Source organism: Shimazuella sp. NTD247 (assembly GCF_059510415.1).
In genome coordinates this window covers 117,819-142,918 of the sequence record NZ_JCAJZU010000003.1, presented here as the reverse complement: position 1 = coordinate 142,918, position 25,100 = coordinate 117,819, and the positions used below count along the sequence as shown (strand labels likewise).

23 protein-coding genes are annotated in these 25,100 nt (G+C 40.3%); 8 read left to right on the top strand and 15 right to left on the bottom strand.

Features of this window, described 5'->3' with window-relative positions; genetic code table 11:
• Positions 1-101: 101 nt before the first annotated feature.
• Together AC5WOC_RS09090 and AC5WOC_RS09085 are read left to right on the top strand one after the other, a co-directional pair.
• Entirely contained in the window at positions 102-1,493 is a 1,392-nt protein-coding gene (locus AC5WOC_RS09090) for a tetratricopeptide repeat protein (RefSeq protein ID WP_496055095.1), read from the top strand.
• Positions 1,494-1,775: 282 nt separating this feature from the next.
• Positions 1,776-2,447, top strand: coding sequence for a hypothetical protein (locus AC5WOC_RS09085; RefSeq protein WP_496055094.1), 672 nt, complete (start codon positions 1,776-1,778; stop codon positions 2,445-2,447).
• Positions 2,448-2,669: 222 nt separating this feature from the next.
• Here AC5WOC_RS09085 and AC5WOC_RS09080 read toward each other — a convergent pair whose 3' ends face one another.
• The 3 genes from AC5WOC_RS09080 to AC5WOC_RS09070 form a co-directional block, all read right to left on the bottom strand.
• Positions 2,670-3,947: an MFS transporter gene (locus AC5WOC_RS09080; protein ID WP_496055093.1), complete on the bottom strand. Its 1,278-nt coding sequence runs from the start codon at positions 3,945-3,947 to the stop codon at positions 2,670-2,672.
• A 167-nt stretch (positions 3,948-4,114) separates the two neighbouring features.
• The gene (locus tag AC5WOC_RS09075; protein ID WP_496055092.1) at positions 4,115-5,050 is read right to left on the bottom strand and encodes a phosphotransferase; all 936 of its coding nucleotides are present in this window, start codon (positions 5,048-5,050) and stop codon (positions 4,115-4,117) included.
• Between the two features lie 16 nt (positions 5,051-5,066).
• Positions 5,067-5,957, bottom strand: a complete 891-nt coding sequence (locus AC5WOC_RS09070) for a LysM peptidoglycan-binding domain-containing protein (protein WP_496055091.1) — start codon at positions 5,955-5,957, stop codon at positions 5,067-5,069.
• A 227-nt stretch (positions 5,958-6,184) separates the two neighbouring features.
• Here AC5WOC_RS09070 and AC5WOC_RS09065 point away from each other — a divergent pair, with 227 nt between their 5' ends.
• From AC5WOC_RS09065 to AC5WOC_RS09045, 5 genes are all read left to right on the top strand, one after another.
• Complete coding sequence (locus AC5WOC_RS09065) at positions 6,185-6,526, top strand: hypothetical protein (protein WP_496055090.1); 342 nt, start codon at positions 6,185-6,187, stop codon at positions 6,524-6,526.
• A gap of 205 nt (positions 6,527-6,731) precedes the next feature.
• Entirely contained in the window at positions 6,732-7,193 is a 462-nt protein-coding gene (locus AC5WOC_RS09060; protein ID WP_496055089.1) for a cysteine dioxygenase, read from the top strand.
• A gap of 132 nt (positions 7,194-7,325) precedes the next feature.
• Positions 7,326-7,640 (top strand): hypothetical protein, encoded by a 315-nt coding sequence (locus tag AC5WOC_RS09055; protein ID WP_496055088.1) that lies wholly within the window; start codon positions 7,326-7,328, stop codon positions 7,638-7,640.
• A 359-nt stretch (positions 7,641-7,999) separates the two neighbouring features.
• On the top strand, positions 8,000-9,412 hold the full coding sequence (gene gnd / locus AC5WOC_RS09050; RefSeq protein ID WP_496055087.1) for an NADP-dependent phosphogluconate dehydrogenase: 1,413 nt from the start codon (positions 8,000-8,002) through the stop codon (positions 9,410-9,412).
• 101 nt (positions 9,413-9,513) lie between these two features.
• Positions 9,514-10,257 carry a hypothetical protein gene (locus AC5WOC_RS09045; RefSeq protein WP_496055086.1) on the top strand — a complete coding sequence of 248 codons (744 nt, stop codon included), beginning with the start codon at positions 9,514-9,516 and terminating at the stop codon, positions 10,255-10,257.
• Positions 10,258-10,791: 534 nt separating this feature from the next.
• Here the strand turns inward: AC5WOC_RS09045 and zwf are convergent.
• The 3 genes from zwf to hemL form a co-directional block, all read right to left on the bottom strand.
• The gene (zwf, locus tag AC5WOC_RS09040) at positions 10,792-12,282 is read right to left on the bottom strand and encodes a glucose-6-phosphate dehydrogenase (RefSeq protein WP_496055085.1); all 1,491 of its coding nucleotides are present in this window, start codon (positions 12,280-12,282) and stop codon (positions 10,792-10,794) included.
• Positions 12,283-12,406: 124 nt separating this feature from the next.
• Positions 12,407-14,458, bottom strand: a complete 2,052-nt coding sequence (ptsG, locus tag AC5WOC_RS09035; protein WP_496055084.1) for a glucose-specific PTS transporter subunit IIBC — start codon at positions 14,456-14,458, stop codon at positions 12,407-12,409.
• A 535-nt stretch (positions 14,459-14,993) separates the two neighbouring features.
• Entirely contained in the window at positions 14,994-16,280 is a 1,287-nt protein-coding gene (gene hemL, locus AC5WOC_RS09030; RefSeq protein ID WP_496055083.1) for a glutamate-1-semialdehyde 2,1-aminomutase, read from the bottom strand.
• 179 nt (positions 16,281-16,459) lie between these two features.
• Here hemL and AC5WOC_RS09025 point away from each other — a divergent pair, with 179 nt between their 5' ends.
• Positions 16,460-17,575, top strand: a complete 1,116-nt coding sequence (locus AC5WOC_RS09025; RefSeq protein WP_496055082.1) for an NADH-dependent flavin oxidoreductase — start codon at positions 16,460-16,462, stop codon at positions 17,573-17,575.
• 34 nt (positions 17,576-17,609) lie between these two features.
• On the opposite strand, the gene AC5WOC_RS09020 is transcribed toward AC5WOC_RS09025, so the two are convergent.
• The 9 genes from AC5WOC_RS09020 to AC5WOC_RS08980 all read right to left on the bottom strand — a co-directional run bounded on the left by AC5WOC_RS09020 (position 17,610) and on the right by AC5WOC_RS08980 (position 25,100).
• The gene (locus tag AC5WOC_RS09020) at positions 17,610-17,939 is read right to left on the bottom strand and encodes a bh protein (RefSeq protein WP_496055081.1); all 330 of its coding nucleotides are present in this window, start codon (positions 17,937-17,939) and stop codon (positions 17,610-17,612) included.
• A gap of 65 nt (positions 17,940-18,004) precedes the next feature.
• Positions 18,005-19,306 carry an NAD(P)H-dependent oxidoreductase gene (locus tag AC5WOC_RS09015; RefSeq protein ID WP_496055080.1) on the bottom strand — a complete coding sequence of 434 codons (1,302 nt, stop codon included), beginning with the start codon at positions 19,304-19,306 and terminating at the stop codon, positions 18,005-18,007.
• A 24-nt stretch (positions 19,307-19,330) separates the two neighbouring features.
• On the bottom strand, positions 19,331-19,696 hold the full coding sequence (locus AC5WOC_RS09010; protein WP_496055079.1) for a PTS glucitol/sorbitol transporter subunit IIA: 366 nt from the start codon (positions 19,694-19,696) through the stop codon (positions 19,331-19,333).
• Between the two features lie 63 nt (positions 19,697-19,759).
• Positions 19,760-20,749 carry a PTS glucitol/sorbitol transporter subunit IIB gene (gene srlE, locus AC5WOC_RS09005; RefSeq protein WP_496055078.1) on the bottom strand — a complete coding sequence of 330 codons (990 nt, stop codon included), beginning with the start codon at positions 20,747-20,749 and terminating at the stop codon, positions 19,760-19,762.
• A gap of 24 nt (positions 20,750-20,773) precedes the next feature.
• Positions 20,774-21,313: a PTS glucitol/sorbitol transporter subunit IIC gene (gene srlA / locus AC5WOC_RS09000; protein ID WP_496055396.1), complete on the bottom strand. Its 540-nt coding sequence runs from the start codon at positions 21,311-21,313 to the stop codon at positions 20,774-20,776.
• A 41-nt stretch (positions 21,314-21,354) separates the two neighbouring features.
• Positions 21,355-21,747 (bottom strand): transcriptional regulator GutM, encoded by a 393-nt coding sequence (locus tag AC5WOC_RS08995; RefSeq protein ID WP_496055077.1) that lies wholly within the window; start codon positions 21,745-21,747, stop codon positions 21,355-21,357.
• 80 nt (positions 21,748-21,827) lie between these two features.
• Positions 21,828-22,799 (bottom strand): sugar-binding transcriptional regulator, encoded by a 972-nt coding sequence (locus tag AC5WOC_RS08990; RefSeq protein ID WP_496055076.1) that lies wholly within the window; start codon positions 22,797-22,799, stop codon positions 21,828-21,830.
• A 72-nt stretch (positions 22,800-22,871) separates the two neighbouring features.
• Entirely contained in the window at positions 22,872-24,098 is a 1,227-nt protein-coding gene (locus tag AC5WOC_RS08985; protein ID WP_496055075.1) for a dihydrolipoamide acetyltransferase family protein, read from the bottom strand.
• 3 nt (positions 24,099-24,101) lie between these two features.
• The gene (locus AC5WOC_RS08980) at positions 24,102-25,100 is read right to left on the bottom strand and encodes an alpha-ketoacid dehydrogenase subunit beta (RefSeq protein WP_496055074.1); all 999 of its coding nucleotides are present in this window, start codon (positions 25,098-25,100) and stop codon (positions 24,102-24,104) included.

Sequence of the window (25,100 nt, the reverse complement as noted above, 5' to 3'; positions counted from 1 at the left end):
GAGTGTCTGATATTCCCAAAAAGGCTTTATTAAACACAGAATTGTCCTATTTTTCTTTTTAAAAAAATATTTTATGATAGAGCAACAAAGGGGGTTCAAAGTTGGAACATTTGGATCACACGAAGCTCAGGGAGCTCTTTCGTTCCATTCGGAAAGAGAAGAAGTTAAAACAACAAGATTTAGAAGAAGAAGGTATCTCCGCAACTACGATCAGTAATTTCGAGCATGGCAAAAAAAATGTAGGCATAGATAAAATCTATCGTTTATTTGCAAAGGTAGGAATCAGTAAGCAAGACTTACCCCGTCTTTTAAGAGAAGAAAAGCAGAGAGAAAGAAACGCTTTGACTTTACTAAAACTCGACTTAAAGTCTATTGAAACGGAGATGGACTGTGGAGATTATAAAAAAGCGATGCAAGCAGTAAAAAAGCTCCAACTTCCTCCCGATCATCCCTACAACTCTGTCACCGAATATTTAAAAGGAAAATATTATTACAAAGGGCAAAACTGGCAGAAAGCCCATCTTCATTTTCTTCGAGCCATTCAAATGGTGGATGATTACCCAGAAATTCAGGCTGCTAATATAAAAACTGCCAGTTACTATGAACTTGCCCGGATTGCTTATCGGCTTAACAATCTTGATAATGCTGTACATTGTGTGGAAAATGGACTAGAGGCTTTTGATCCGAAAGGGGAAAGGAAAAACTTTAAATTTAGTTTGCTAATCAGTCAGGTAATTTATTTGGAAAGATTAGATCGAGATAATGAAGCACTGAAAATATTAGATGAAATGTGGCCTTATCTCGAAGAGATTGATACCGAAATCCAACTCAATATGTATGATCTACAAGCAAAGCTTTATAACAAGCACCAAATGTTCGATAAAGCGATTCTCTACGCATCAGATGGGATCGAGATTGCTAGACGAGAAAAAAAGTATGATCGCTTATTTGAACTATGGACAACACTTGGCACAACCTACAACCAACTTGGCGAATATCAGATGGCTATGAAATGTTTCCAAACAGCGGCAAACTTAGAAGAAAAAATTCAACGCAAATTCCTCTCAGCAACCAACCATTTTCAGCTAGGATTGTTATACCTAGAAGAAGAAAATATCAAACTAGCAGAAGAAACTCTGCTAAAAGCAATAAAAATCAGCAAAGAGGAAAATGATGCCCTCAAGCTCTGTGAATCCTACCTCGCGTTAGCAAAATGTAAGCGAAAACAAAGCATGCACACAGAAGCGCTCCATCATTATGAAAAAGCCCTCCAGATAGCAGAACAACACTCCTTTCGTACACAACAAAGGGATATTGCTTTAGAACTTACTAAGTTTTATGAGCATAAAAATCAGGAGAAGCATTACAAATACATGACCATTTTTTATCAGAATAGTTTATCATTAAATGGAGGTGATCAACAAATGATTACAATGAAACTACAACCATTAACAACTGGACGTATTTTTGAAGGTGATCCACCTGATCAGTAGTTTTAAGCGGGAGATGATCAAGTAATGACTTTACAACCTCAGACAATCGGAAGCATTTTTGAAGGTGATCCGCCTGATAGGTGATAATCACGCAATATTAGGAAAGATGGGATGATTTATCCCCTCTTTCTTTATTTTTCAAGCCAAGGGATTCTGAATCTTCTTTTTCCCCAGATAGACTCAAGATGATATCAACTAGGATTTCTGATATCCTTATTATTATAGGATAATTTTTAGTAACGCTAAATTACCTGCAAAAACAGCAAGTGGAGTGATACAACGATGAAAAAATTAGACGAGGATTGGCTAAGAAATTTACCTGCATTTCACTCTGACCAAGAGTTAAAAGACTATTTAAAAAACAAATTTGGTGATTTGGTATTTGTCCTGAGTTGGGATTATAAACTTCTTTCATTAGACAATCCAGCTGGCAGATATCGTATTTTGTTGGACAAAGATATTTACGACAAATACCAGTTACAATTTGATAATCATAAATATGATTGCAACAACTTAGAAAAACCTTTTGATAATACTTATCAAGATCTATCCACTATGAAGAAAAAGAAGGATGGGGATGTACAAGTTTACTTTCCTTCCCAAAAGAAACATAAGCGCAAATTAGACCTAAATTGGCTGAAAAATTTGCCAGAGTTTCACTCTTATCAAGAGGCAGTTGCCTATTTAAAAAACGAACTGGATGAATTTATTTACATCGGTTCAAGTAATAAAGAAATCCATCAGTATCATTTATTATTAGACAGTAAGATATACCATGAATACCAAAAGGAATTTGACTATGGCGACTATGATCATTACCATCTAGAAAAACCATTTCATGAGACATATGAACACTTTGTAATGAAAGACAATGGAGATATAGGCATTAGTATTCAACGTCCCGGCGGACCTTTGATCGATTACTGGGCTCATTCCATCGGGGAGAAGAACTAGACACTGATAACAGACATTTTGACCATGTGGGTACATCTCTAACGGCGTGGGATCACGTTTGATAAGCCAGTCTGAGCTAGGAAGCTGCACAAAACGGAACTAGATTCTAGTTGCCGATTTTATCCCCTACACATGATAAATGGACAGATCCGCAAAATTCATCCCCCCTAGCTGCCCTGCTCACACCGTGTTGGTGATAGCAGAGTGCCAGGGGGTTGGGTGTTATGACTCAGTTAGAGAAGCGACTTTGTCCTTAGCCTCTCCCTCATTCTTCTCCGTTTTATTAAACTTGGGATATTTGATGAATGGAAGGGCAGCCAATGTGCCGAAGATGATCACCGATCCCCAGAGCCAGAGATCGCGGTGAATACCAATCCATCCAAATAGGAATGCACATACCATCATGCTTCCCGCAGAGAATAGATTACCAGATCCAACTGCGATCCCCTTGCGCTTCGGATCAGTGGAACGGTTCATCAGGTAGCCATAGGAATTGGAACATACTCCATAGGTGATCCCCAACAGGCCCGTGACGAAAAGAACATAGCTACGATCGATGTCAGTCCAGTAGAGATATTGAAACCCTCCGATGGAAAGAATGCTAGCAACAGCGATGACGCCTCGCTCTTCCCATGTTTTCGCCATGTACGCAGACAACCAACTGCCCCCTGTACTGGCGAAGGCAAATGTGGCGAGTGCGGCACCAGACAGCCAGCCCCCATGGAGAAACAAAGGAAAATAACCTCCTCCTCCGATGAGGATAAAGATAAGACTATTTCCAATAGTAGGAATGCACCTGCCGAATGCAGATCCCCATTGTTTACTCTCTGATTGTACAACCGAAAGCCATTGCCTGCGTTCCGATCGTACACTCTGCTCGCTAGGTGTCATTTCCTCTGTCTCTTCCTCTGTTTTTTCACTGAGGTCGACCCGCAAGACAATAGGAATGATGAGCAGATTGAGTACTGTGCCACATACAGCCCATCTCATGGGATCAGCGATCAGCCAAAAGCCGATCATTTTGACAGTGGAGGAAACTACTGCCAATAGTACTTGATTCAAGGCCATTGTTTTTTGATGTTCTGGCCCTTCATCATCCGCCACCATTCGCAGAAGAGCATACACTCCTCCATAAATCATATTGTCCAGCAGAAGCTGAATACAGCGAATGATGTAGAGAGTCGTAGAGTCTGACTGGGTCAATGCCCAAGGGTAAAAAAACATCATGATCGCATTTCCCAAACAGGCGATCACGACAACCGGTTTTACCCATGAACCCCGGATGATCATTGTCACAAGAGCTGCGATGATGGACACACCTGCAAGCACGGCGTTTAGGGTCGAAATCTCCTTCTCCAGTCCATGCTGTTTCATCAGCATGGAGAAGGGAGAATTGACGAAGTGATTATGTCCAATATAAGCATTGGTTCCAGCCATCGCCATCATTACTGGTGGAGTCAACCATTCAGGCCGTTTCCACTTTGGAAATTTGCGGGACATGCCGGTCCTCTCATTTGCGAGTCACTCTTTTTCTCACCCGCACAGGTGAAGAGTCTGAATTTTTCATCTGTTACTATAGTATAGCTCTATCCTTTACGGTGGTAAATCATTTGAGCCGATTCACTTATTGTTTATAAAGACATAAAAAAACGAGGTTTCCCTCGTATCTATCCTCTATTTCGTTTTTGTCTTGATTTTGATCTTTTCTTTTGCGGCCATAGTTTTTTGACTAATTTTTGACATGCCTGCACATGACTGAGTTCACGGGACACATCAAATGTCTCTTCTTTTCTTTCGGCAACACGAACCAATCTTTCTGGATAAGATAAAAAAACAGCCAGCAAACGTTTCTCCTTTGGAAGCAGTTTATTTTCCTGTTCATATGCTGCTAATATTTCTTCTGGAGATTCTTCTGGATATCGATGTATTAACGTTGCCAAATCTTTGACTGGTGTATCCAATTCCGCATGATCAAAGTCAATCAAATACCATCCCTGTTCACTTGTAATTACATTCGATGGATGAATCCTTTGATGACATATCGTATAACGTGGAGCAATTCCTTTTTCTGTATTTACATATCGATCAATCCCACGTATAGCAAAAGAAAAAGTATTTTTCGGTATTTGTGCAGCATTTTGCGAAATAGTAGCTTCCCCTTCTACAAGTTCAGCTTGCCAACCAGCTAATTGCGACTCTCTCTCTTTCCAAGTATTTGTGATATCCCCATCGATGACTTGATGAAGCTTTGGAAATTGTGCTGCAACGGGTTCAGCAATACGATGAAAATAGCCAAGAGAACTAGCCAGTTCTGTTGCAGAAATATGTTCATCTGCAGGATCCTGCCAAGGGGTTGCATACCACTGTTTACCATACGCAGATACAACCATATCCCCATCTTCAGTAGGAATCCAAGGAAGCAAGTGAGGATAGCCTGCTGCACGGACTTGCTCTAGCATCCGATGAAGAACATACAACTTTTCTTCGGAAGCATGGCTTTCTTTTAACGCATATCTCTGGTCTCCGTCCACGACTTCCCAAACTCCACCTCGGTGCTGGACAGAGATAGGATTCCAGCCAAATGCATGGATTACTTCCCACATCGAAAGTTCTCCTCCTCTAACTCCGTTTTACTGGAATTTTTACAATCTGACCTTCTTCTAAACGGTCTGTTGTAAATTGATTCGTTCTGAGAATGGCATCGCAGGAGATATCATATTTCGCTGCCAATGTATCAATCGATTCATCTTTTTGCACAATGACCATCTTCATCGCGGTAAAAGAGTCCTCCTTCGAACCAATCAACCACCTGCTCCAATCTCTTCCCTGTACTTCTTCTTCTACATTTGTGGGTTCTTCTACTATATCTTCTGCTGTCTCTTCTTCAATAACAATTACGGGCTGTTGCTGTTGGGGCTCTTCTATGGACACTTGCTCTTTTACGATTTTGTGAGTTTCACGATGAATCTCTCTTGTTTCCTCTTCTGCTTTCTGTTCTTTTTGTGCTTCGATACGTTTTTCAGGTGTTGCAGGCTGTGCGGCAAAAGTTGGAGATTCTTGTTGTTCATCCTGCTTATTTGTCTGTTCTTCCACTGATACTTCCGTTACCAGCTCTTCTTCCTCTTGCTCTGGCAATATTCCATCAATCATGAGTATTGCTTCAATTTGTAATTCAAACGGAGATAGCAACTGATAATCAAATGATTCCACTTCTGCTGATACATAGGCTAGTTCCGCTCGATTACGAGGCAATGTTATTTCTACTGGAATAACATATGCGATCTCCTCACCCATGATTTCATCTGGATCGTATTCCAATATATCTGCATCCTCATCCAAATCACCCTCATATGTACCATTTAAACGAAGATAACCATGAATTTTCAGATGCTGCCCTTCGTCTTTGATTTCTACATCTGGATACAAATCCAATTCTAGCAAGGACGATATCCCCGCCTGCTGTGGATGCAAGCGTATTTTCTCCGAAATATTAAAGCGAAGTTGCTCCACGTAACTCCCTCCTTCTATCCTTTGAGCCCTTACGCTGAATATATGTACGAGGTGAGGAAGTTATCACTAAAGGAGGACAAATTTGTGAAATACAGAATTTCACTAAAGCTAAAAAGTCAACTGCACTCCAAAAAAATTTGATGAAAGTAGACTGATATTAAGTACATATGTAATGCAAATTGACCATTTGAAAATCCCATTTCACTATAGCAGAGATGAGAAGACGCATGTCCAAGCGTGCATATGAGTACTATGAACCCCGAAATTTCCTGATGGCGCTTTCGACTTTCGCAGGTGTTTACATTGAGGACAGTTCGGGAAAACCGAATGTACGAAAGAATATGGATCTTGCTAAGATTTATCTGGATCATGACGACTATGACAACTTTGAAAAGCACTTTAAGAAGGCTTTTGAGGCTTATGGTAAAGATAAAATCAAGAATGCCCTCCGTAAGCTGGAACAGATGAATGCTCATAAGGGTCTTAGTGTCCATGTAGACAGTGAGGGTAAGCCTGACCCTGATCGTCATTTCAAAAATCTTCTCCCTGTTCTTAAGAAGTTAGTATAGTTCATAGATCAGCTTCGCGCCCTCTACATCACTTATTCTTGGTGTAAGGGGTGTGCAAGTTTATAGGATATAACCAAACTTGATTGGAATTTCGCATTAGTATAAAGCGATTCTGAAACCGCTCTCAATATAGAAAGATACTCCTCATGAATTTCTGTCTTTCCACATATAATCCACAATAATGTATTCATTAGGAGGATAATAGATGGAATTATTGGAATATTTGTCTCGCATTCTCAATCAAGTGACAAATCCAACAATCGAGCACGTTGAGCAAATCTTACGTGAAATCCCATGTAACTATACAAACACCACTCCTTTTGTGACCTCCCCTGTGCCTCCCCTCAACTATGGAAGAAATGTGATCTTCTCCTCCAAACAATTTGAAGTAATTGTATTAAATCTCCCGCCTCAAACAGAAACGTCTATTCATGATCATGCAGATTCTTTTTGTTGTGTGAAGGTAATAAAAGGGATAGTACATAACCGAATCTTTGAAATCTCTTCTGCCCAACCTGCATTAATAAGAGAAGAGAAGTTCACCACTGATGATTACTTTACGGTGACAACAGATCAAATCCACTCCATGTACAACCCAAGTGAAGAAGCCCTTGTCACGTTTCACATATATACTCCTCCCATTCAAAATAACCAATTTTATAGTTAAAAACGGTTCGACATCAAAATTACGCTAATATTAACCTTTCAAAACACAGATTAACTGTACGGCATAATATCATGTATGATAAAATATTTTAAGAAATGGAAATACCATTTTAATCGAACAAGGGATATCATAATGGCTGTTAATCCCGCTTACAGTTCTCCGCTCAGCAATGCGATCGCGCTGATTGATATGGCAAGTCACATCTATTGTATTGACATTAGCAAATTCTTTGATGTTCGTAACCCTCTTTTGGAAGAAGCTGTAGAACTGTCAATCACAAATGAGCCGGAAGCAAAGAAAAAGGCTCAGAAAGTACTTCGTGACACTGGTAAGACTGCAGAGATCAAGGCTGCTCTTGAACGCCTGAAGAGCAAGGATAATCGTCAGCTATACCATAGTGAGTTTACTCTTGAAGATGTCAATTATGCGCTTTCTTTGGTGAGCTAAAGTTTTCGCAGAAAGTGCATGATCCACTCCACTCAAATAAGAGCGGAGTGGACCCACCTATACCCCTCGAAAAGGAAACAAGCCTCTTACTCAAATCTTTAATCGCTTTTCAACATAACCAAGCCCACCATTCCGTGCTGTTTCAACAAATAAATTGAAAAAGATTTTTTGTTACCTGCTCATTTGTATAAAGCTCCTTCTTTCTTCAAAACATAAGAGAGTGGTATTTTCTGCTATTTCACCATCAGATGTCCAAGTGATATCGAAAATGCAGACGAATTTGCTCAACCAGCGCTATTATGTTATTTTCAAAGAATGAGCTTGTAAAGGTATATTGATCAAGAAGGAGCTAACTGCTAATGGCACAACAACAAATTGGAGTTATTGGTTTAGGTGTGATGGGTCGGAATTTGGCTCTGAATATGGAAAGTCGAGGATATTCAGTTGCGGTATTTGATAACTTCACCAACTTAATTGATCCTTTTGTATCCAAAGATGCAGCTGGAAAAAATATTATTGGTACATATACGATAGAAGAGTTTGTGCAAAGCTTAGAAAAACCAAGAAAAATATTGATGATGATCAAAGCAGGAGCACCAACAGATGCTACTATTGATCAAGTAAAAGTTCATTTGGATAAAGGCGATATCTTAATCGATGGCGGTAATACATATTTTCATGACACCATACGACGCAACAAAGAATTAGAAAAAAATGGAATACACTTCATCGGAACAGGAGTATCCGGAGGAGAAGAAGGAGCACTGCATGGTCCTTCTATCATGCCAGGCGGACAAAAAGAAGCTTATGACTTGGTAGAACCGATTTTAACTGCGATTGCCGCAAAAGTAAACGGAGAGCCATGCTGTACGTATATCGGTCCTGATGGTGCTGGTCACTATGTCAAAATGGTTCATAATGGAATTGAGTACGGAGATATGCAGTTGATCTCCGAAGCTTATTTTTTGCTAAAACATGTATTAGGATTAGATGCTGCCGAGCTGCATGAAGTTTTTGCGGAGTGGAATAAAGGCGAGCTGGACAGCTATCTTATCGAAATTACAGCAGACATCTTTACCAAAACAGATGAAAAAACCGGCAAACCGCTAGTGGATGTTATCTTGGATACCGCTGGACAAAAAGGCACAGGCAAATGGACAAGTCAAGATGCATTGGAATTAGGAGTTCCCTTATCGATCATCACCGAATCCGTTTTTGCTCGGATTATTTCTTCGATGAAAGAAGAGCGTGTGAAAGCAAGCAAAGTGCTTCATGGTCCAGCAATCCAGCCGTACACTGGTGATAAAAAAGCATTGATTGAAGCCATTCGCAAAGCATTGTATTTAAGCAAAATCTGTTCCTATGCGCAAGGATTTACCCAATTACGAGCTGCTGCCAAAGAATACCATTGGGATTTGCCATATGGAAACATTGCTATGATCTTCCGTGGAGGTTGTATCATTCGCGCCCAATTCCTGCAAAAAATCAAAGATGCATATGACCGCGAGCCAGAGCTGACGAATTTATTATTAGACCCTTATTTCAAAAAAATTGCCGAAGAATATCAGTCAGCCCTGCGTCATGTGATAGCAGTTGCCATAGAAAACGGTATCCCAACACCATCTTTCTACAGCGCACTTGCTTATTACGACAGTTACCGTACGGCTGCTTTACCCGCAAACTTACTCCAAGCACAACGCGATTACTTTGGAGCACATACATACCAGCGTATCGATGAAGAAGGAACTTTCCATACAGAATGGCAAAGCTAAACGCCCAGAGTTGGGCGTTTTTTTGTTTGTAAATGTGAGAAAATTAAATTAGAATAAAATATAAGGCAATATCCACCCCTGCATCCTAGAAAGGGATGTCTATGCAGAAGATCCTGCCGCCCGTGTCCCACACCCTCTCCGCGAACAGCTTCATCATCCGCCCGAAGGACGGCAGCGGTGTCACTATCGCCATCGACTTCGAGGCAGAAATGGTGTTCGTTCGAGAACGAGAGGCGGCGGCGTTTCTCCCGGTGTTCCCGGAAAATCCCTCCTTCGAGCCTGCCAGGCCGGAGACGACCCGTTGGGACGATGACCTGGAAGATGACATCGTCGAGCCAGCTACTGCTGCCGAAGGTGTGATCGAATTCACCCCCTTCATTCGAGACGGGAAGCAGCTTCGTCTCCCGAAGGAGGGAGAACTTGTCACCCGTGGGAGGCTCGATCTCCACGGTGACGAGCTCCGCTACGGGACAGAGCAGCTGAAGTATCTCACCGGCGAGGTGATGCACCACCAGCAGGTCGAGTTCCATCGCCTGCGTTTCGACGAGGGAACGAAGATTCCTGTCGTCGACCTCAGCCGATCTCCCATCCTGCTCGACACTTGGCAGGGGGATTACGATACGGTTGAGGATTACCTCCGCTATATTTGTGTCGATGGGCAGCTGAAGCGCACCCTGGAGGCGCGTTGGCTCGGTGACGAGGGACGGATCACCCTCCGTTGGGAGGCCGATCGCGGCCTCTTCTACGGAGGCGGGTTCCCGGACTCCAACCACGAGTACGAATTCAACCCGCGCAAGTCGGTCGGGACTTTCGATGACTCGGAGATCCACATGAGTCTCCTGTAAACATCCTCTCTGGCACAAGCCAGCTAAGATGTGGGGCTCCCGCTGTACAAACGTGCAGCGGGAGTCCATTTTTTATTTCACCCTGCGAGCAATACCAATCAACACCATATCATCGATCAAACAGATCACACACTCATTACCAACGGCCAATCCTGTCTTCTCCTACACCGTAAATTAGCGGATCGCCGAGTAATCAGGGCTTGCTGTTTTTTTGATCTCAATTGAAGAGAGCATCTGCTTTTCCTCCAACAGTAAATCAATCCCGTCTATCTTTATCTCGATAATAGTTTAGCAGTGGTTGTTTTACTGGAGTTATAGCAGCTCTTGATGATTTCACTGACTATCCAGGTCTCAAAAACGCCATGACATCGCTCCCTCACCTTCAATAATTCATGTCAAATAAGCGCATAATCCAGTATTGAGGAAATAGAGCTTTGGCGCACTCCATACAAAAAACCGTCGTGATTCGCGCATACGCTCACAACGGCTAGCTTTTTTGGGATAATCCCTTGTTTTTTAAAAGTCTTTCATCTGTTATTTTGGGTTGGATGGGTTTTCTACCGACCACCAGAAAAATCCATCTTTCTTCAATAATTCATCTGCTTCTTTTGGTCCCATTGATCCAGATTCATAGTTAGGAAAAGAAACATTTCCACTATTTTTCCATGCTTTCGAGATGGTATCGACAAATTTCCAAGAGATCGAAACTTCGTCCCAATGGGTGTAATGCGTCGCATCACCGAGCAAGCAATCATATAAAAGTCTTTCATATGCCTCAGGTGTATTCATTTTATCATCACAGTTGCTGCAATAATGCAACTGAATGGGTAAGGAATCTTCTTTTCCAGCGCTTTGCCGGGCATTGAGATGTAGTGTCATTCCTTCATCCGGTTGAATATGAATCACCAACAAGTTAGGATGCGGATGATTTTTATCCCGATACAGATTCATTGGCAGATCTTTAAATTGAATCACGATTTTTGTTGTCTTCTCTTTCATACGTTTACCAGTACGAATGTAAATAGGTACACCAGCCCAGCGGTAGTTGTCAATCATCAACTTACCTGCAACAAACGTATCTGTTGTAGAATTAGGATCGACATTGCTCTCTTCACGATATCCAACGACATCGCGATCTTCCACATGGCCCCTACCATATTGTCCACGTACAAAGTAATTATCTATTTCGTCTTCCGTAAATGGGCGTAGTGCACGCAGCACTTTTACTTTTTCACTGCGAATTTCATCTTTTGTTAAATTGATTGGAGGTTCCATAGCCAAAAGAGCTACCATCTGTAACATGTGATTTTGAACCATGTCCAGAAGTGCACCTGAAGACTCATAGTATTTCCCGCGATCTTCCACCCCTAATGTTTCACTTGAGGTGATTTGGATATTCGATATATATTGATTGTTCCAAAGCTCTTCAAAAATAGCATTTGCAAAACGGATAACAGTAATATTCTGCACCATTTCTTTTCCTAAATAATGGTCAATTCGATACACTTGATCTTCCGTGAATACTCGTCCAATTTGATTATTTAACTCTTTAGCAGATTCATAATCATGACCAAATGGTTTTTCGATTACCACACGATTCCAACCATCAGTAGAAGTTAATCCGCTTGATTTGAGATTTTCACAAATAGTTCCAAAAAACTCTGGAGCCATAGCTAAATAAAACATGCGATTTCCTACGGTATGGTATTGATCATCTAATTTTGTCACCAACTGCTGCAGTCTATCAAATGATTCTTTGTCGGTTACATCTGCTGGTTGAAAATAAAAATGTGACGCAAAACCATTCATGCGGTCCGCACCTTCAATTTTAGCAATCGATTTCGTCACGCTCTCACGAAAATCATCATGGGACATCTCCCCGCGAGCAACACCTACAACTGCAAAGTCCTCAGACAACTTTTTAGCTTTATATAACTTAAAAAGAGAAGGAAACAGTTTACGTTTTGCTAAATCACCTGTTGCACCAAAAATAACAACAATCGCTTTTGGTTGCTTGGTTGACATGTAAGACACCTCATTTTGTAAGCAAAATAATTCACTTTTGTTGTGCAGTAATATTCCCGTAGACATGGGAAAAGGGAAGAAGAAAACCTATTTCGCTAGATCTTCCTTCCCCTGCATCTATCCCTTAATCTATTTTTACAATTTGTTTTTCTTCTAATTTTACCATGCCTGTTTTTAGAATCGTTATTTTTTCTCCCTCTTGTAAATTTGTAAAAATAATCGGGGTCACGATAGAAGGAACATTCTGCTTCAAGAACTCCAAATCGACTTCTAGAAGCAATTGACCTTGTTTTACCTTTGCTCCTTGCTCCACATGAGCCGTAAATCCCTCACCTTTGAGATCAACCGTATCAATCCCTACATGAATTAAGATTTCGTGACCAGAAGCAGAAGTAATACCAACCGCATGCATTGTGGGGAACAAGGTTTCAATAGTTCCATCACAAGGAGCAACGATTTTCCCAACAGATGGTAAAATTGCAAATCCATCACCCATCATCTTTTGAGAAAAAACTTGGTCTGGCACATCTGTTAATGATACAACTTCCCCTTCTACTGGTGCAACAAAATCATCCAAATTGCCTTCAGCAGGGCTTGTTGTCATCGTCGCTTTAATCGTTTCGGGGTTTACAGGATTAACAGGTGCACGTCCATCCATCACATCTTGAATTTGACTTTTCAACGTATCTGATTTTGTACCAAATATCGCTTGAATACTGTTTCCTACTTCTAATACTCCTGCGGCTCCAAGCCGTTTTAGTCTATCTTTGTCTACATTTTTTGCATCATTGACCGAAACTCGTAAACGTGTAATACAAGCATCTAGGTGAGCAATATTTTCTTTTCCACCTAAAGCTGTGAGTACTTGGTTTGGTAACTCACCGCTGGCACCTTCTGTTACTTTCGTATTTTTACGTTCTTCGTCTTCCACTTCACGCCCTGGTGTTTTTAAGTTGAATTTGCGGATTGCAAAACGAAATCCAAAATAGTAGATAACGGCAAAAACGAGACCGACTGGAATAACCAACCACCATGCAGTGCGGTTTTGCAATACACCAAAAAGTAAATAGTCAATGACACCGCCAGAAAAGGTCATCCCAATTTTCACATTTAATATTTGCATCACCATAAAAGACAGTCCTGCAAATATAGCATGAATCGCAAACAACAATGGCGCAACAAATAAGAAAGAAAACTCAATGGGTTCCGTAATACCAGTTAAAAAGGAAGTGAGTGCAGCAGATCCCATAATACCTGCAACATATTTTTTATGTTCTGGTCTAGCCTCGTGATACATCGCTAAAGCTGCTGCTGGCAAACCAAACATCATAAATGGGAATTTCCCAACCATAAAGGTTCCAGCAGTTAATGGAACCCCATCTTTTAACTGAGCAAAGAAAATATTTTGATCTCCATGTACTGCTTGCCCTGCTTTGGTGACATATGTACCAAACTCAAACCAAAAAGGAGCATAAAAAATATGATGCAGTCCAAACGGAATCAGCGAGCGTTCAATAACTCCAAACACAAAGGCCGATAAGGTTAAATTCGCATTGACCATGTTTGTTGAGAAAGCATTCAATGCATGTTGAATTGGAGGCCAAATAAAGATCAGAACGACACCTAAAATCACTGCAAAAAATCCAGTTACAATCGGTACAAATCGTTTTCCAGCAAAGAAACCGAGATAAGAAGGAAGTTCAATTTTGTAATAACGATTAAACATGATTGCAGCAAGTGCCCCTACAATAATCCCACCAAATACCCCTGTTTGCAAGGTAGGTATTCCCAATACACTTGCAAACGCAGGATTTGAACCAACTTTTGCTGGATCCAATTGGTGAGTTGCTACCAGAATCGTACTCATTGTTTTATTCATGATCAGGTAACCTACAATAGCAGCAAGTGCTGCAACTCCATCACCTGCAAGACCGACAGCTACTCCGACCGCAAATAAAAGTGACAAGTTACCGAATATAATATCTCCAGCTGATGACAATACATTAGATACTAACTGAATCCATGTAGAATTTAACGCTGGAATAAATTCAATTAACGTTGGATTTTGTAGAGCTGTACCTACACCGAGCAAAATACCTGCTGCTGGCAAAATTGCCACAGGCAGCATCAATGCTTTCCCTATCTTTTGTAGTTGTCCGAAAAGCTTTTTAAACAAATTTGGCACCTCACTTAATTTGTAATATTTACATGCCTATAAATGCAAAAAAACCAGATCATAAGTAACAGATAACATTCGAATCATCAAAAAGAGACAGACTTTTTATCTCTATTAGATTTCTCAACAATGTTATTTTTTACTCATGCCTGATCGAATCAGTCACACGTATGTGATGTAATTATAATACATCTAGAAAAGTATGCGCTTACAATCACCCTCTTTATCGTTTGTTTATCTCGATAAAACAGAACAAATATCATTAAACTATAAAATATTAAATAAATCAACAAAAAAATATAAAACTATAGACAGGACTATTACAGATTTTATACTTTAAGGAAATCAGGTGTTTCGCTCTCTAGCTTGATAGGAGTAAAACATCATGCAGAGTAACCGTGCAAGAGGTCGATCCTCTCTCGAGAAGTCCTCAGCCTGTGTTCCTTGTTGAAACTCAGGCTGAGCACATTTTGTTTAATTATTTTTCATTTATAAAAATGATAAACCCGTCTATTGAAAGACGGGATATCATTTATTACAAGTTTTTCAATGCATTGCGATTTGCTTCCAACGTGCGAGCAATATCCTCATCACTATGCGCCAAAGAGAGAAACATACCTTCAAATTGGGAAGGCGGTAAAAGGACACCTTCTTCCAGCATATTACGATAGTATCGAGCAAACAGCTCTGTATCTGCTGTTTTCGCTTCCTCGTAGCTAATAACATTTTCATTCGTAAAAAATAAACAAATCATAGAACCTACTCGATTGATATGGTATGGCACACCAGCTTCTTCAACATTCGCACGGATTCCACGTTCCAGTTGATCTCCTCTGTCTTCTAATTGGACATAAGAGGATGGAGATAATTCTCGTAATGTTGCGATTCCGCCTGCCATTGCAAGTGGATTTCCAGAAAGTGTTCCTGCTTGATACACCGTTCCTGCTGGAGCAATCATCTGCATGATTTCTCGCTTTCCACCATAAGCTCCTACAGGTAAACCTCCTCCAATCACTTTCCCCATTGTCGTCAAATCCGGGGTCACTCCAAAACGCCCTTGTGCAGACTGGTAATCTACACGAAAGCCAGTCATTACTTCATCAAAAATAAGCACAATACCATATTGCTCTGTCAATTGACGCAGCCCTTCAAGGAAACCAGATTGTGGCGGCACAACGCCCATATTGCCAGCTACTGGTTCAACGATTATCGCAGCAAGATCCTCCCCTACTTTTTCACAAATGAGCCGCACGCTATCTAAATCATTATAAGGGACTGTCAATGTATGCTGGGCTGTATGTTCCAATACACCAGGACTATCAGGCAGTCCAAGTGTTGCCACTCCGGATCCTGCTTTGATCAATAAACTGTCTGAATGCCCATGATAGCTACCTTCAAACTTTAAAATCTTTTTCCTACCTGTATACGCTCGTGCTAAACGTAATGCACTCATCGTTGCTTCGGTACCTGAATTGACCATCCGTACCACTTCTACTGAGGGTACACGATCGATCACTATTTCAGCCATTTCTGTTTCCAAAACAGTTGGAACACCAAAACTTGTCCCTTTTATCACTGCCTCTTGCAAAGCTGAGACGACATTTGGGTGAGTGTGCCCTAAAATTAAAGGCCCCCATGAACCAATGTAATCAATATATGTATTTCCATCAATATCTTTGAGCTTTGAACCTGCTCCACTCTCCGCAAATACAGGATGATCCATCACTGATCGAAAAGCACGAACAGGTGAGTTCACACCTCCTGGTATTAGTGGCAGTACCTTTTCAAATTCTTCTTTTGCTTGTTGATAGTTTCTAGCCAAGACTACACTTCCTCTCACAATCCATCCAATGTGATTCTATTGTACCATGATATGTTTTGAAAATGAAAAAGGAGTCAATCCATATACCAAAAGGAATGAATATATATAAATACATATATTTTTATTTATTAAAAAATAGAAGTATCATTAACTCAACAACACGAAGTGAGGGACAAAATATGAGAAAATCATTTGAAAAATTATTTGAACCTGAAACATTAAAAAATGGGATAACGTTTAAAAATAAAATTATAATGGCACCTATGACACATCTATCTTCCAATCATGATGGCAGTATTTCTAATGAAGAATTAAACTATTATTCACGTCGGGCAGACGGCGTCAGTGCAATAATAACTGCTGGAACATACGTGATGAAAAATGGCGGGTTAATCGGGGCACCAGCGGCAGATCGAGATGAGATGATTTTTGGTTTACAGAAACTTGCTTCTGTTATAAAACAAAATGGAGCAAAAGCTATTCTTCAAATCTTTCATGGAGGACGCCAATCAACTGCTGTGGAAGGCGGAGAAGTAGTAAGTGCTAGTACTATTCCAGAGGAAAGACAAGATGCTCCTATTCCTCATGAACTAAATGAAAATGAAATTATCGAGATCATTACAGCTTTTGGTGAAGCTACGAGACGTGCGATCCAAGCGGGATTTGACGGCGTCGAAATTCACGGTGCAAATGGTGGATTAATCCAACAATTTTTCTCCCCCCATTCCAATAAACGAACAGACAAATGGGGAGGTACGATCGATAAAAGAATGCGATTTGCCCTTAATATCATCAAAAAAGTAAGACATACAGTAAAAGAACATGCGAAAAAACCATTCATCGTTGGGTATCGACTTTCCCCTGAAGAAACAACAACACCAGGCATCACTATGGACGATACCCTTACCTTTATCGATGCGTTACCAACGGAACAGCTGGATTATCTCCATATTTCATTAAATCATTTCTGGACTCCACCAAGACATGGGATTAAAGACAATAGACCACGTTTGGAAATCATCTATGAGCGTCTCGGTCATCTCTTACCCATCATAGGAGTAGGAGGCATTTATACCCCTGAAGATGCCATAAGAGCTTTAAATACTGGAGTGTCCTTTATTGCAATCGGCCGAGAACTGTTACTGGAACCAGACTGGGTTATGAAAGTAAAAGAGAGCCGTGAAGATGAAATCAAAACAACACTATCAAAACATGATCAAGATGAATTAAAGTTACCAAATGCACAAAGAAACCTAATTATCAACATGGGATGGGTAACAGTAGACAAGGAATGAAGTAAAATCGCACACCTATGAGTGGTGTGCGATTTTACTTTGCATACTTGCCGATAAAATACTTTACTTCTTTGGCTTCTTTATATAAACGGTAAGGTTTTTTCAACATACGCTGTGGAATTCTTTTCAAAAAATACGTCCGATTTGTCTGGTACTCTTTCAAGATTCGGGACGGTTTGCTCGTAAGGCGATTTTTTACTTCTTCATATAATGCATGTTTCACATCTACTTTTAGATTTATGCTTCGACCACAATTTTCACAATGGATATGGGAAATAGAGTCATTGAAATAGGTGACACTATGCGGTGTATCACTCAAACAGTGGATACAGTAAAACTCAGTGGTAATTTGTTTTTCTTTCACCTATCATCCCTCCACAAGCCTGGATTCAACAATGATCTCTATTATACAACAAAAATATGCTGAAACTATGCTTTATATAGATTTGTATCTCTTTCCATTAATTTTCGCAGTTCCCAAATAATCTGAGATTTGGTCTGTTCGATCGCATCATATGTGATTATTTCCCCTTTTTTCACATCCCGAGTCAAACGAATAGTGCTATCGGCTAATCCGATCGGAAGTGCATTTATCTGTTTCGCTTCTGTGGCCTTCATTATTTGACCATAGGATGTAAAACCACCTAAACCATCTAAATAATCACCAGCTTTTAAATCTTTTTTTGCTACCGTAACAGTTTCAGCCACAAGTCCATGATAAGGAACAATGGATTCTTCTTTTTCAAGGTAAGCTTTTGCAACAGAAATAGGTGTTTCCAAACTAGTCAAATGATATGGGCGGAACAATAGATAGTTAGGTCCGTCACCCATTTTTAAATATTGTAATTCTCGATGTACTTCTGCTTGATCCGAAGTGATAATCGCAAATACACCAGGTGCTACTCCATTGACATACTCAACGGTCTGGTAAGTATTCAAAATACCGTCCTCTTCTCGTTTACGTAAAATATTGGTCAATTGATCTACTGTAGCTACAGGTCCATGCATTCCTGGTACATCCGGTAAAAAACCAGTAGCATTGGCGACTGCGGTCATTTCAATCATCGTTTTCGTTCCATCTTGAAAAGATGCTAATATTTTGGGGTTCATATTCACTTGTAATGCTTGTTGTTTTGCTGATTCAGGATTTGCTTCTAGATTCAATGGATTGTTTTTTCCTTTACCGAGCACTAGAGGCTCGAAACCAATTGTTTTTGCAAAATGATACAATTCCATGATGGCTGCCGGTTCATCACCAGAAGCACCCGTATATACAACTCCAGCTGCTTGTGCCATCTGGTGAAGAAGCGGCCCCACCGTGACATCTGTCTCTACATTTAACATGACGATATGTTTTTTTGCTAAGATTGACTTCCAAGCAATCTCTGCTCCTAAGTTAGGAATTCCTGTAGCATCAACTATCACATCAACAGAAGATAAATTTAATACAAGGTGCATATCTGTTGTCACAACAACATGGCCTTCTTCAATTACACGTTCTGCCTTCTCTACCTGCTCACATCGATTTATTTTTGACATCGAATATCCTGCGTGTAGGTATGCATGAATTGCATTATCCACATGAATATCAGCTGTCGCCACCACTTCCATGCCTTGCATAGCTGTGATTTGTGCGATCATTCCTCTTCCCATCTGACCTGCGCCAATAAGACCAACTCGTATCCGGTTTCCTGCTTGTTGTAAAGTTTCCAATTTGTGATGAATAGGCATAAGATGACCCCGCTTTGTTGTATTTTATTCATTACGTACAATTTGGATGATCGATCCAACACGAACTTCAGGGATCGGCTTATCTTCTAAACAAATACTTCCTGGTAAATCTTCCGTACTCCCATCAAACTTAAGGGTTACATGTCCTAATTCTTGAATCGTATGATTGGCAGTACCCCCTACAAATTGAATTCGAAAGGTTTGATTATCAATGACTAACATGTCATCCGGTTTTATTTCCCCGTTGTTTTTCCGGTTTGTATGCAGCACCGTGATGTCATGAAGCTCCTTTGGTGCATTCTCATCAAATAAAATTAATAGTTTTTGTTTCATAAAATCGGAAACGAGTTCTCCAATTTGGCTCGCTGTGACTTCGAATAGTACTGTCATAGATCCTCCTGAAATCTTATATTTGGGCTGAAGTCTGTCACCCAGCCCATAATTATTTATTTATCAATACAATCCAAAACTAAATACATATGCAATTAAAACTGCAATTGGTCCGGTAAATTGGCGGGAAAGCAGCACAGCCGGTACGCCGACTTCAATCGTTTCAGGTTTTGCTTCTCCTAAAGTCAATCCTACAGGCACAAAATCACAACCAACTTGTGGATTGATGGCAAATAAAGCTGGCAACGCCAATTGTGGAGGGATATTTCCCTTCCCAATCTCGACTCCAATTAACACGCCAACCACTTGTGCTATTACCGCGCCTGGGCCAAGCATCGGGGAGAGAATCGGAATGGCACAGATAATGGAAAGAATAACGAGCCCAAAAATATTCCCCGCAAGTGGTGTGACCAAATGAGCTATCCAATCGCCGATACCCGTATAAGTGATAATCCCAATAATGGTACTAACAAATGCCATAAACGGTAAAATATTACGTATTACCATATCAATGGTTTCTCGTCCTGCCTGATAAAAGACTCCTACCACGTTGCCCATGGCTCGTCCAATTTTTACGAGAAAGTTAGTTTTTTGCGGATAAACTTCTGCTGCTTTTTGTTTTGCTTCTTCTTTTATTTCTTTTGCTGTTTTCACTTCTGTTACTGATTCAGATGCAGCGCCTTCGGTTAGCGTAATATTTTTCTCAGTAACACCAGAAACAAAATTTTGTTCATTGATAAAAGAGGCGAGGGGTCCGGAAGGAGAAACCGGAGTGATATCGATCGTCAATACTCCCATTTTGGGATAGACCCCACAACGTGCTGTTCCCCCGCAGTCAACAACCACACAAGCCATTTCTTCTTTATCTACGGAATTTTTAAACCCATCCACTGCTTCCGCACCAGTCATTTCAGCAATTTTTTGAGCGATGGGATGAATCCCTCCACCCGTAACGGAAACAATATATTTTTTTGCTTCAGTTGGTTGTATGATCAATGCATCACCCCAACCACCTGCTCCTTTACTCACTTTCACTGCTGAATAAGTAGCCATTTGGATTTGCCCCTTTCCCTCTTCTTAGGTGGTGGATTGTGTGGATTGATTTTGACGTTTTAACATCATATTTGTAATCCATTCTGTTACAAGACCTCGAAGCAAAATAACAATAATACCGACGATCAAATATCGGACAGCTAGAGGCTCCAAAGAAAGACCCAAAGTCGTTAAGCCACTGGCAATTCCTAAATAAACAAATAATTCAGCAGAGTTAGCGTGTGGGAATAATCCTGTGATTGGATGTACAAAGGATACAGCAGCATCATAAAAAGCTGGTTTTTGCCTTTCTGGCAGAAACTTCCCAAACGAATAACACATTGGGTTCGTCAGGAAAAATACAGCTAGTATAGGAAATATGGTATACCGCAAAATTGCATATTTCGTCGTCTTTTGTGCAAATCGATAAATTCGCTCTTCTCCTACAAACTTAATTAAAGCGTTTACAATAACAATCAAACAAATAAGTGTAGGTAAAATGCCCTTCGCCAAACCCATGAACTGGGCTCCGCCGGCTTGAAACATACCAACAAAGCCTTTTGCAAGATGTACAAGAAAGTCCATCTTCATCAAACCTCCCCAAGTTTTCAGTTACATCATATGGCTCAAACATCTGATGCCTGTTGATTTTTTTGTTTCACAATCTGATTTGCTGCCATCTGAATAGCTTTGGTTCGATGATCTTGACCGGATAAAGACTCAAGTGTTTCAATTTTTTTGCCGTTTAATTCTGCGTTTGGGGTGAATCGTGAAAAGACAGTGACTCCTGTTAATTCCTTTGCATCAACTACAAAACCAGCTAAATCAGAAACAAGTATTACGACAGATCCGATACCAAAACGTCTTTTTATAACCCCTACGCCCAAATATCCTGAATCATGTGCAGCACTCATTGCTCTAATGGTTTGTCCATAATGCCGATTTTGATAATAACTGAGAATCACTTGGAGAACCCATGCACAAACAAATACAATTATCAAAATTCCCCATTGATTCATCGAATCACCCCTTTCAATTGTTCAATCATATTACATTTGTAAATATTATTATACGTGATAGAAATGAAAATGAAAACGCTTTATTTTAATTTCTTTTCGTTACTATCTTCCAGTAAATCGATCAATAAAGCTGCAGTTTTGTCATCTGTAATCAAAACATCAACATAGTTTCCTTTTAAAGCTGCTATCAGACTATTTACTTTATGCGTGCCGCTTGCTACGCCAATTACTTTGTCTATTTCTTTTAACTCACTGAGTTCAATACCAATTCCTCTTTTATTAATAGAAACATCTGCTAGATCCCCATTAGCAAGAATATATTTGGAACTAATATCTCCAACTACTTTTGCCTTTTTTAGTTCTTCTAGATCCGCATCATTTAGATAGCCAATTTCATACATCGTAGAATGCTCATAAGGATTTCCTATTCCTACGATCGCTAAATCACACTGTTTTCCTTGATCCAATACACTAGAGATAAATGGAAGTTGGACTAGATCTTCTTTTTGTTCAACTGTTGCAACCATCGCTGGAGCATAAAGTGATTCGCATTGTCCATTTATTTTTTTGGCAAATTCATAAGCAATTTGGTTGGAGTGTAATGCAACCTCTTTTGGACCCATCCCTCCAACAAGAGGAATAATGGTAACATTTTTCTGTTCAATCGGATATTCTTCAACCATTGCCAATAACGATTTCCCCCAAGATACTCCCAGTTTTTTTATCGAACGAATTGCTTTTTTAACATACACTGCTGTTGTTTTGCCAACAGCACGCAATGCCTGTTCTTCATTCATGTTTTCTGTAGAAGTGATGATTACTTCACTCAAACCAAAAGCGTGAGCTATTTTTTGCTCCCATTCCACTACATCAAAACCTTCATCATAAATGGTAATTTTAACAATTCCTTCTTCTTTTGCTTGATGCAGCATTTTGGAGATAATCGGTCTAGAAACACCTAACCGCTTAGCGATCGCAGCTTGAGTTAATTCTTCAATATAGTACATTTTCGCTACTTTGATCAGCTTTCGCTTTTCATCTTGATTAATCATAGGCACACCTTCAAATCGTTAAAGTTCCTTAAGTATGTCGATCTTATCATATATTTGTCCAGCTTCATTTCTTCAAATTAATAATCTAGCAGGATTTTCTAATGTATCTGCTAGTTGCGTTAGAAAAGCTGCTGCTGGTGCTCCATCGATAGTTCGATGATCAAAGGACAGACTTAAAGACATCATTGGGCGTAAGACAATCTCATTGTTCAATCCCACTGGTCTTTCTTTGATTTGTCCAACTCCTAAAATAGCTGTTTCTGGTAGATTAATTATCGGAGTAAAATGGTCAATACGGTACATACCTAGATTACTAACTGTAAATGTACCTCCTTGCAGTTGCTCCGGTTGAAGTTTGTCTTCTCTGGCTTCTCGTGCTGCTTTTTTGCATTGCTCTGTTAGTTTTGCTAATCCCAATTTGTCTACTTCGCGAATAACTGGAACCAACAATCCATCTTTATGACTGACTGCTAATCCAACATCAATCCGGGAATGAAGATGGATTGCATCATTACTTAAAGTCGCATTTACTAAAGGATGATCTTGTAAAGTAATACCAACTGCCTTCAGTATAATCTCCGTATACGACACACGTAATCCTGTTTTTTCTTCAATAATTGGCGATAGTTGCTTGCGTAATCGTACCACTTCACTCATATCTACTTCACTGTGTAAAGTGACATGCGGTGCTTGTACACTATTTTGCTGCATGCGATCCCCAATCACTTTGCGCATTCCTCTTACCTTTACAATTTCATCCGTGAAAGACTCCTCTTGTTTTACATCCGTCTCTTTTGACAAGAAGATCTGTTTTTCTATATGAATTTCTACATCTTTGCGATGAATCCGGCCTTTGGGACCAGTTCCTTTGATGTTCATTAACGAAATATCATGTTCGCGGGCTAGTTTTCTCGCAGAAGGAGTGGCTCTTGGCTTATCTCCATTGAGTTCTTGTCTAGCAGAGATGACTTTTCCGTTTGATGTTGACTGTCCAACAGGTTCGGTTAGAGGCTGTTGTGACTCTTGCTCTACACTCAAAGTCAAATCATCTATCTTCTCCCCTTTTTGTCCGATGTACGCAATTACTTGATTCACAGGAACTTCTTCCCCTTCTTCATAAAGAAGTCTTAAGATTGTTCCGGTTTCATATGCCTCAACTTCTATGTTGATCTTATTGGTCATCACTTCTAAAATAACGTCACCTTCTGTAACTTCTTCCCCTTCTTGTACAAACCATTTCATGATCGTTCCTGTTTCCATGGTCATTCCCAATTTGGGCATAAACACTTCTTTCGCCATGTTTTACACCTCTCTTTCTCGTTGAAGTGTGCGTTTCACTGCTTGTACAATATCTTCGACTTGTGGAACTGCACGTCTTTCCAGTTCCGGATTGTAGGGAATGGGAACTGCTTTGCCTCCTAGCCGTTCGAGAGGAGCATCCAAATAATCAAATGCTTCGCTTTCTACTATCACACTAGCTATCTCGGCTCCAAATCCTGCCCGTTTTACAGCTTCATGTACAATTACAACTCTACTTGTCTTTTGTACAGAACGCACTAGTGTCTCCTCATCTAACGGTACGAGGGTGCGAGGGTCAATGATTTCAATATCGATTCCTTCTGCTTCTAACTTTTTGGCTGCTTCCAAAGCTTTCGGAACCATGATAGATGTAGCGATAACTGTAACATCTTTTCCTTCTCGCTTTATTGCTGCTTTGCCTAGTGGAATACGATAAATATCCTCTGGCACTTGTTCTTTTAATCCATAGAGCAATTTATGTTCATAAAATATAACCGGATTGTTATCTTCAATCGCTGAAATTAACAAACCTTTTGCGTCATAAGCATTTGAAGGTTGTATCACTTTCAAACCTGGGATATGTGCCATCCAAGCTTCTAAACTTTGGGAGTGTTGTGCCGCAGCTCCTGTACCAGAGCCGCCTGGTGTACGCAAAACCATGGGTACTTTGCCTTTTCCTCCGTACATATAGCGGATTTTGGCTGCTTGGTTAATAATCTGGTCAGTAGCAATTGTTATAAAATCGGAGAATTGCAGCTCTAAAATTGGACGCATCCCTGTTAGAGCAGCACCTACTGCTGCGCCTGCTATTCCAGACTCAGAAATAGGGGTATTGCGGATTCGTTCTGGACCAAATTCTTCGATCAAACCACGGGACACACCAAATGCTCCGCCATAGATTCCTATATCTTCGCCTAACATAAATACATCATTGTCTTCTCTCATTTTAAGAGCAATGGCATTACGCACAGCTTCTGCATAGGTCATCTCTGTTGTTTTCAT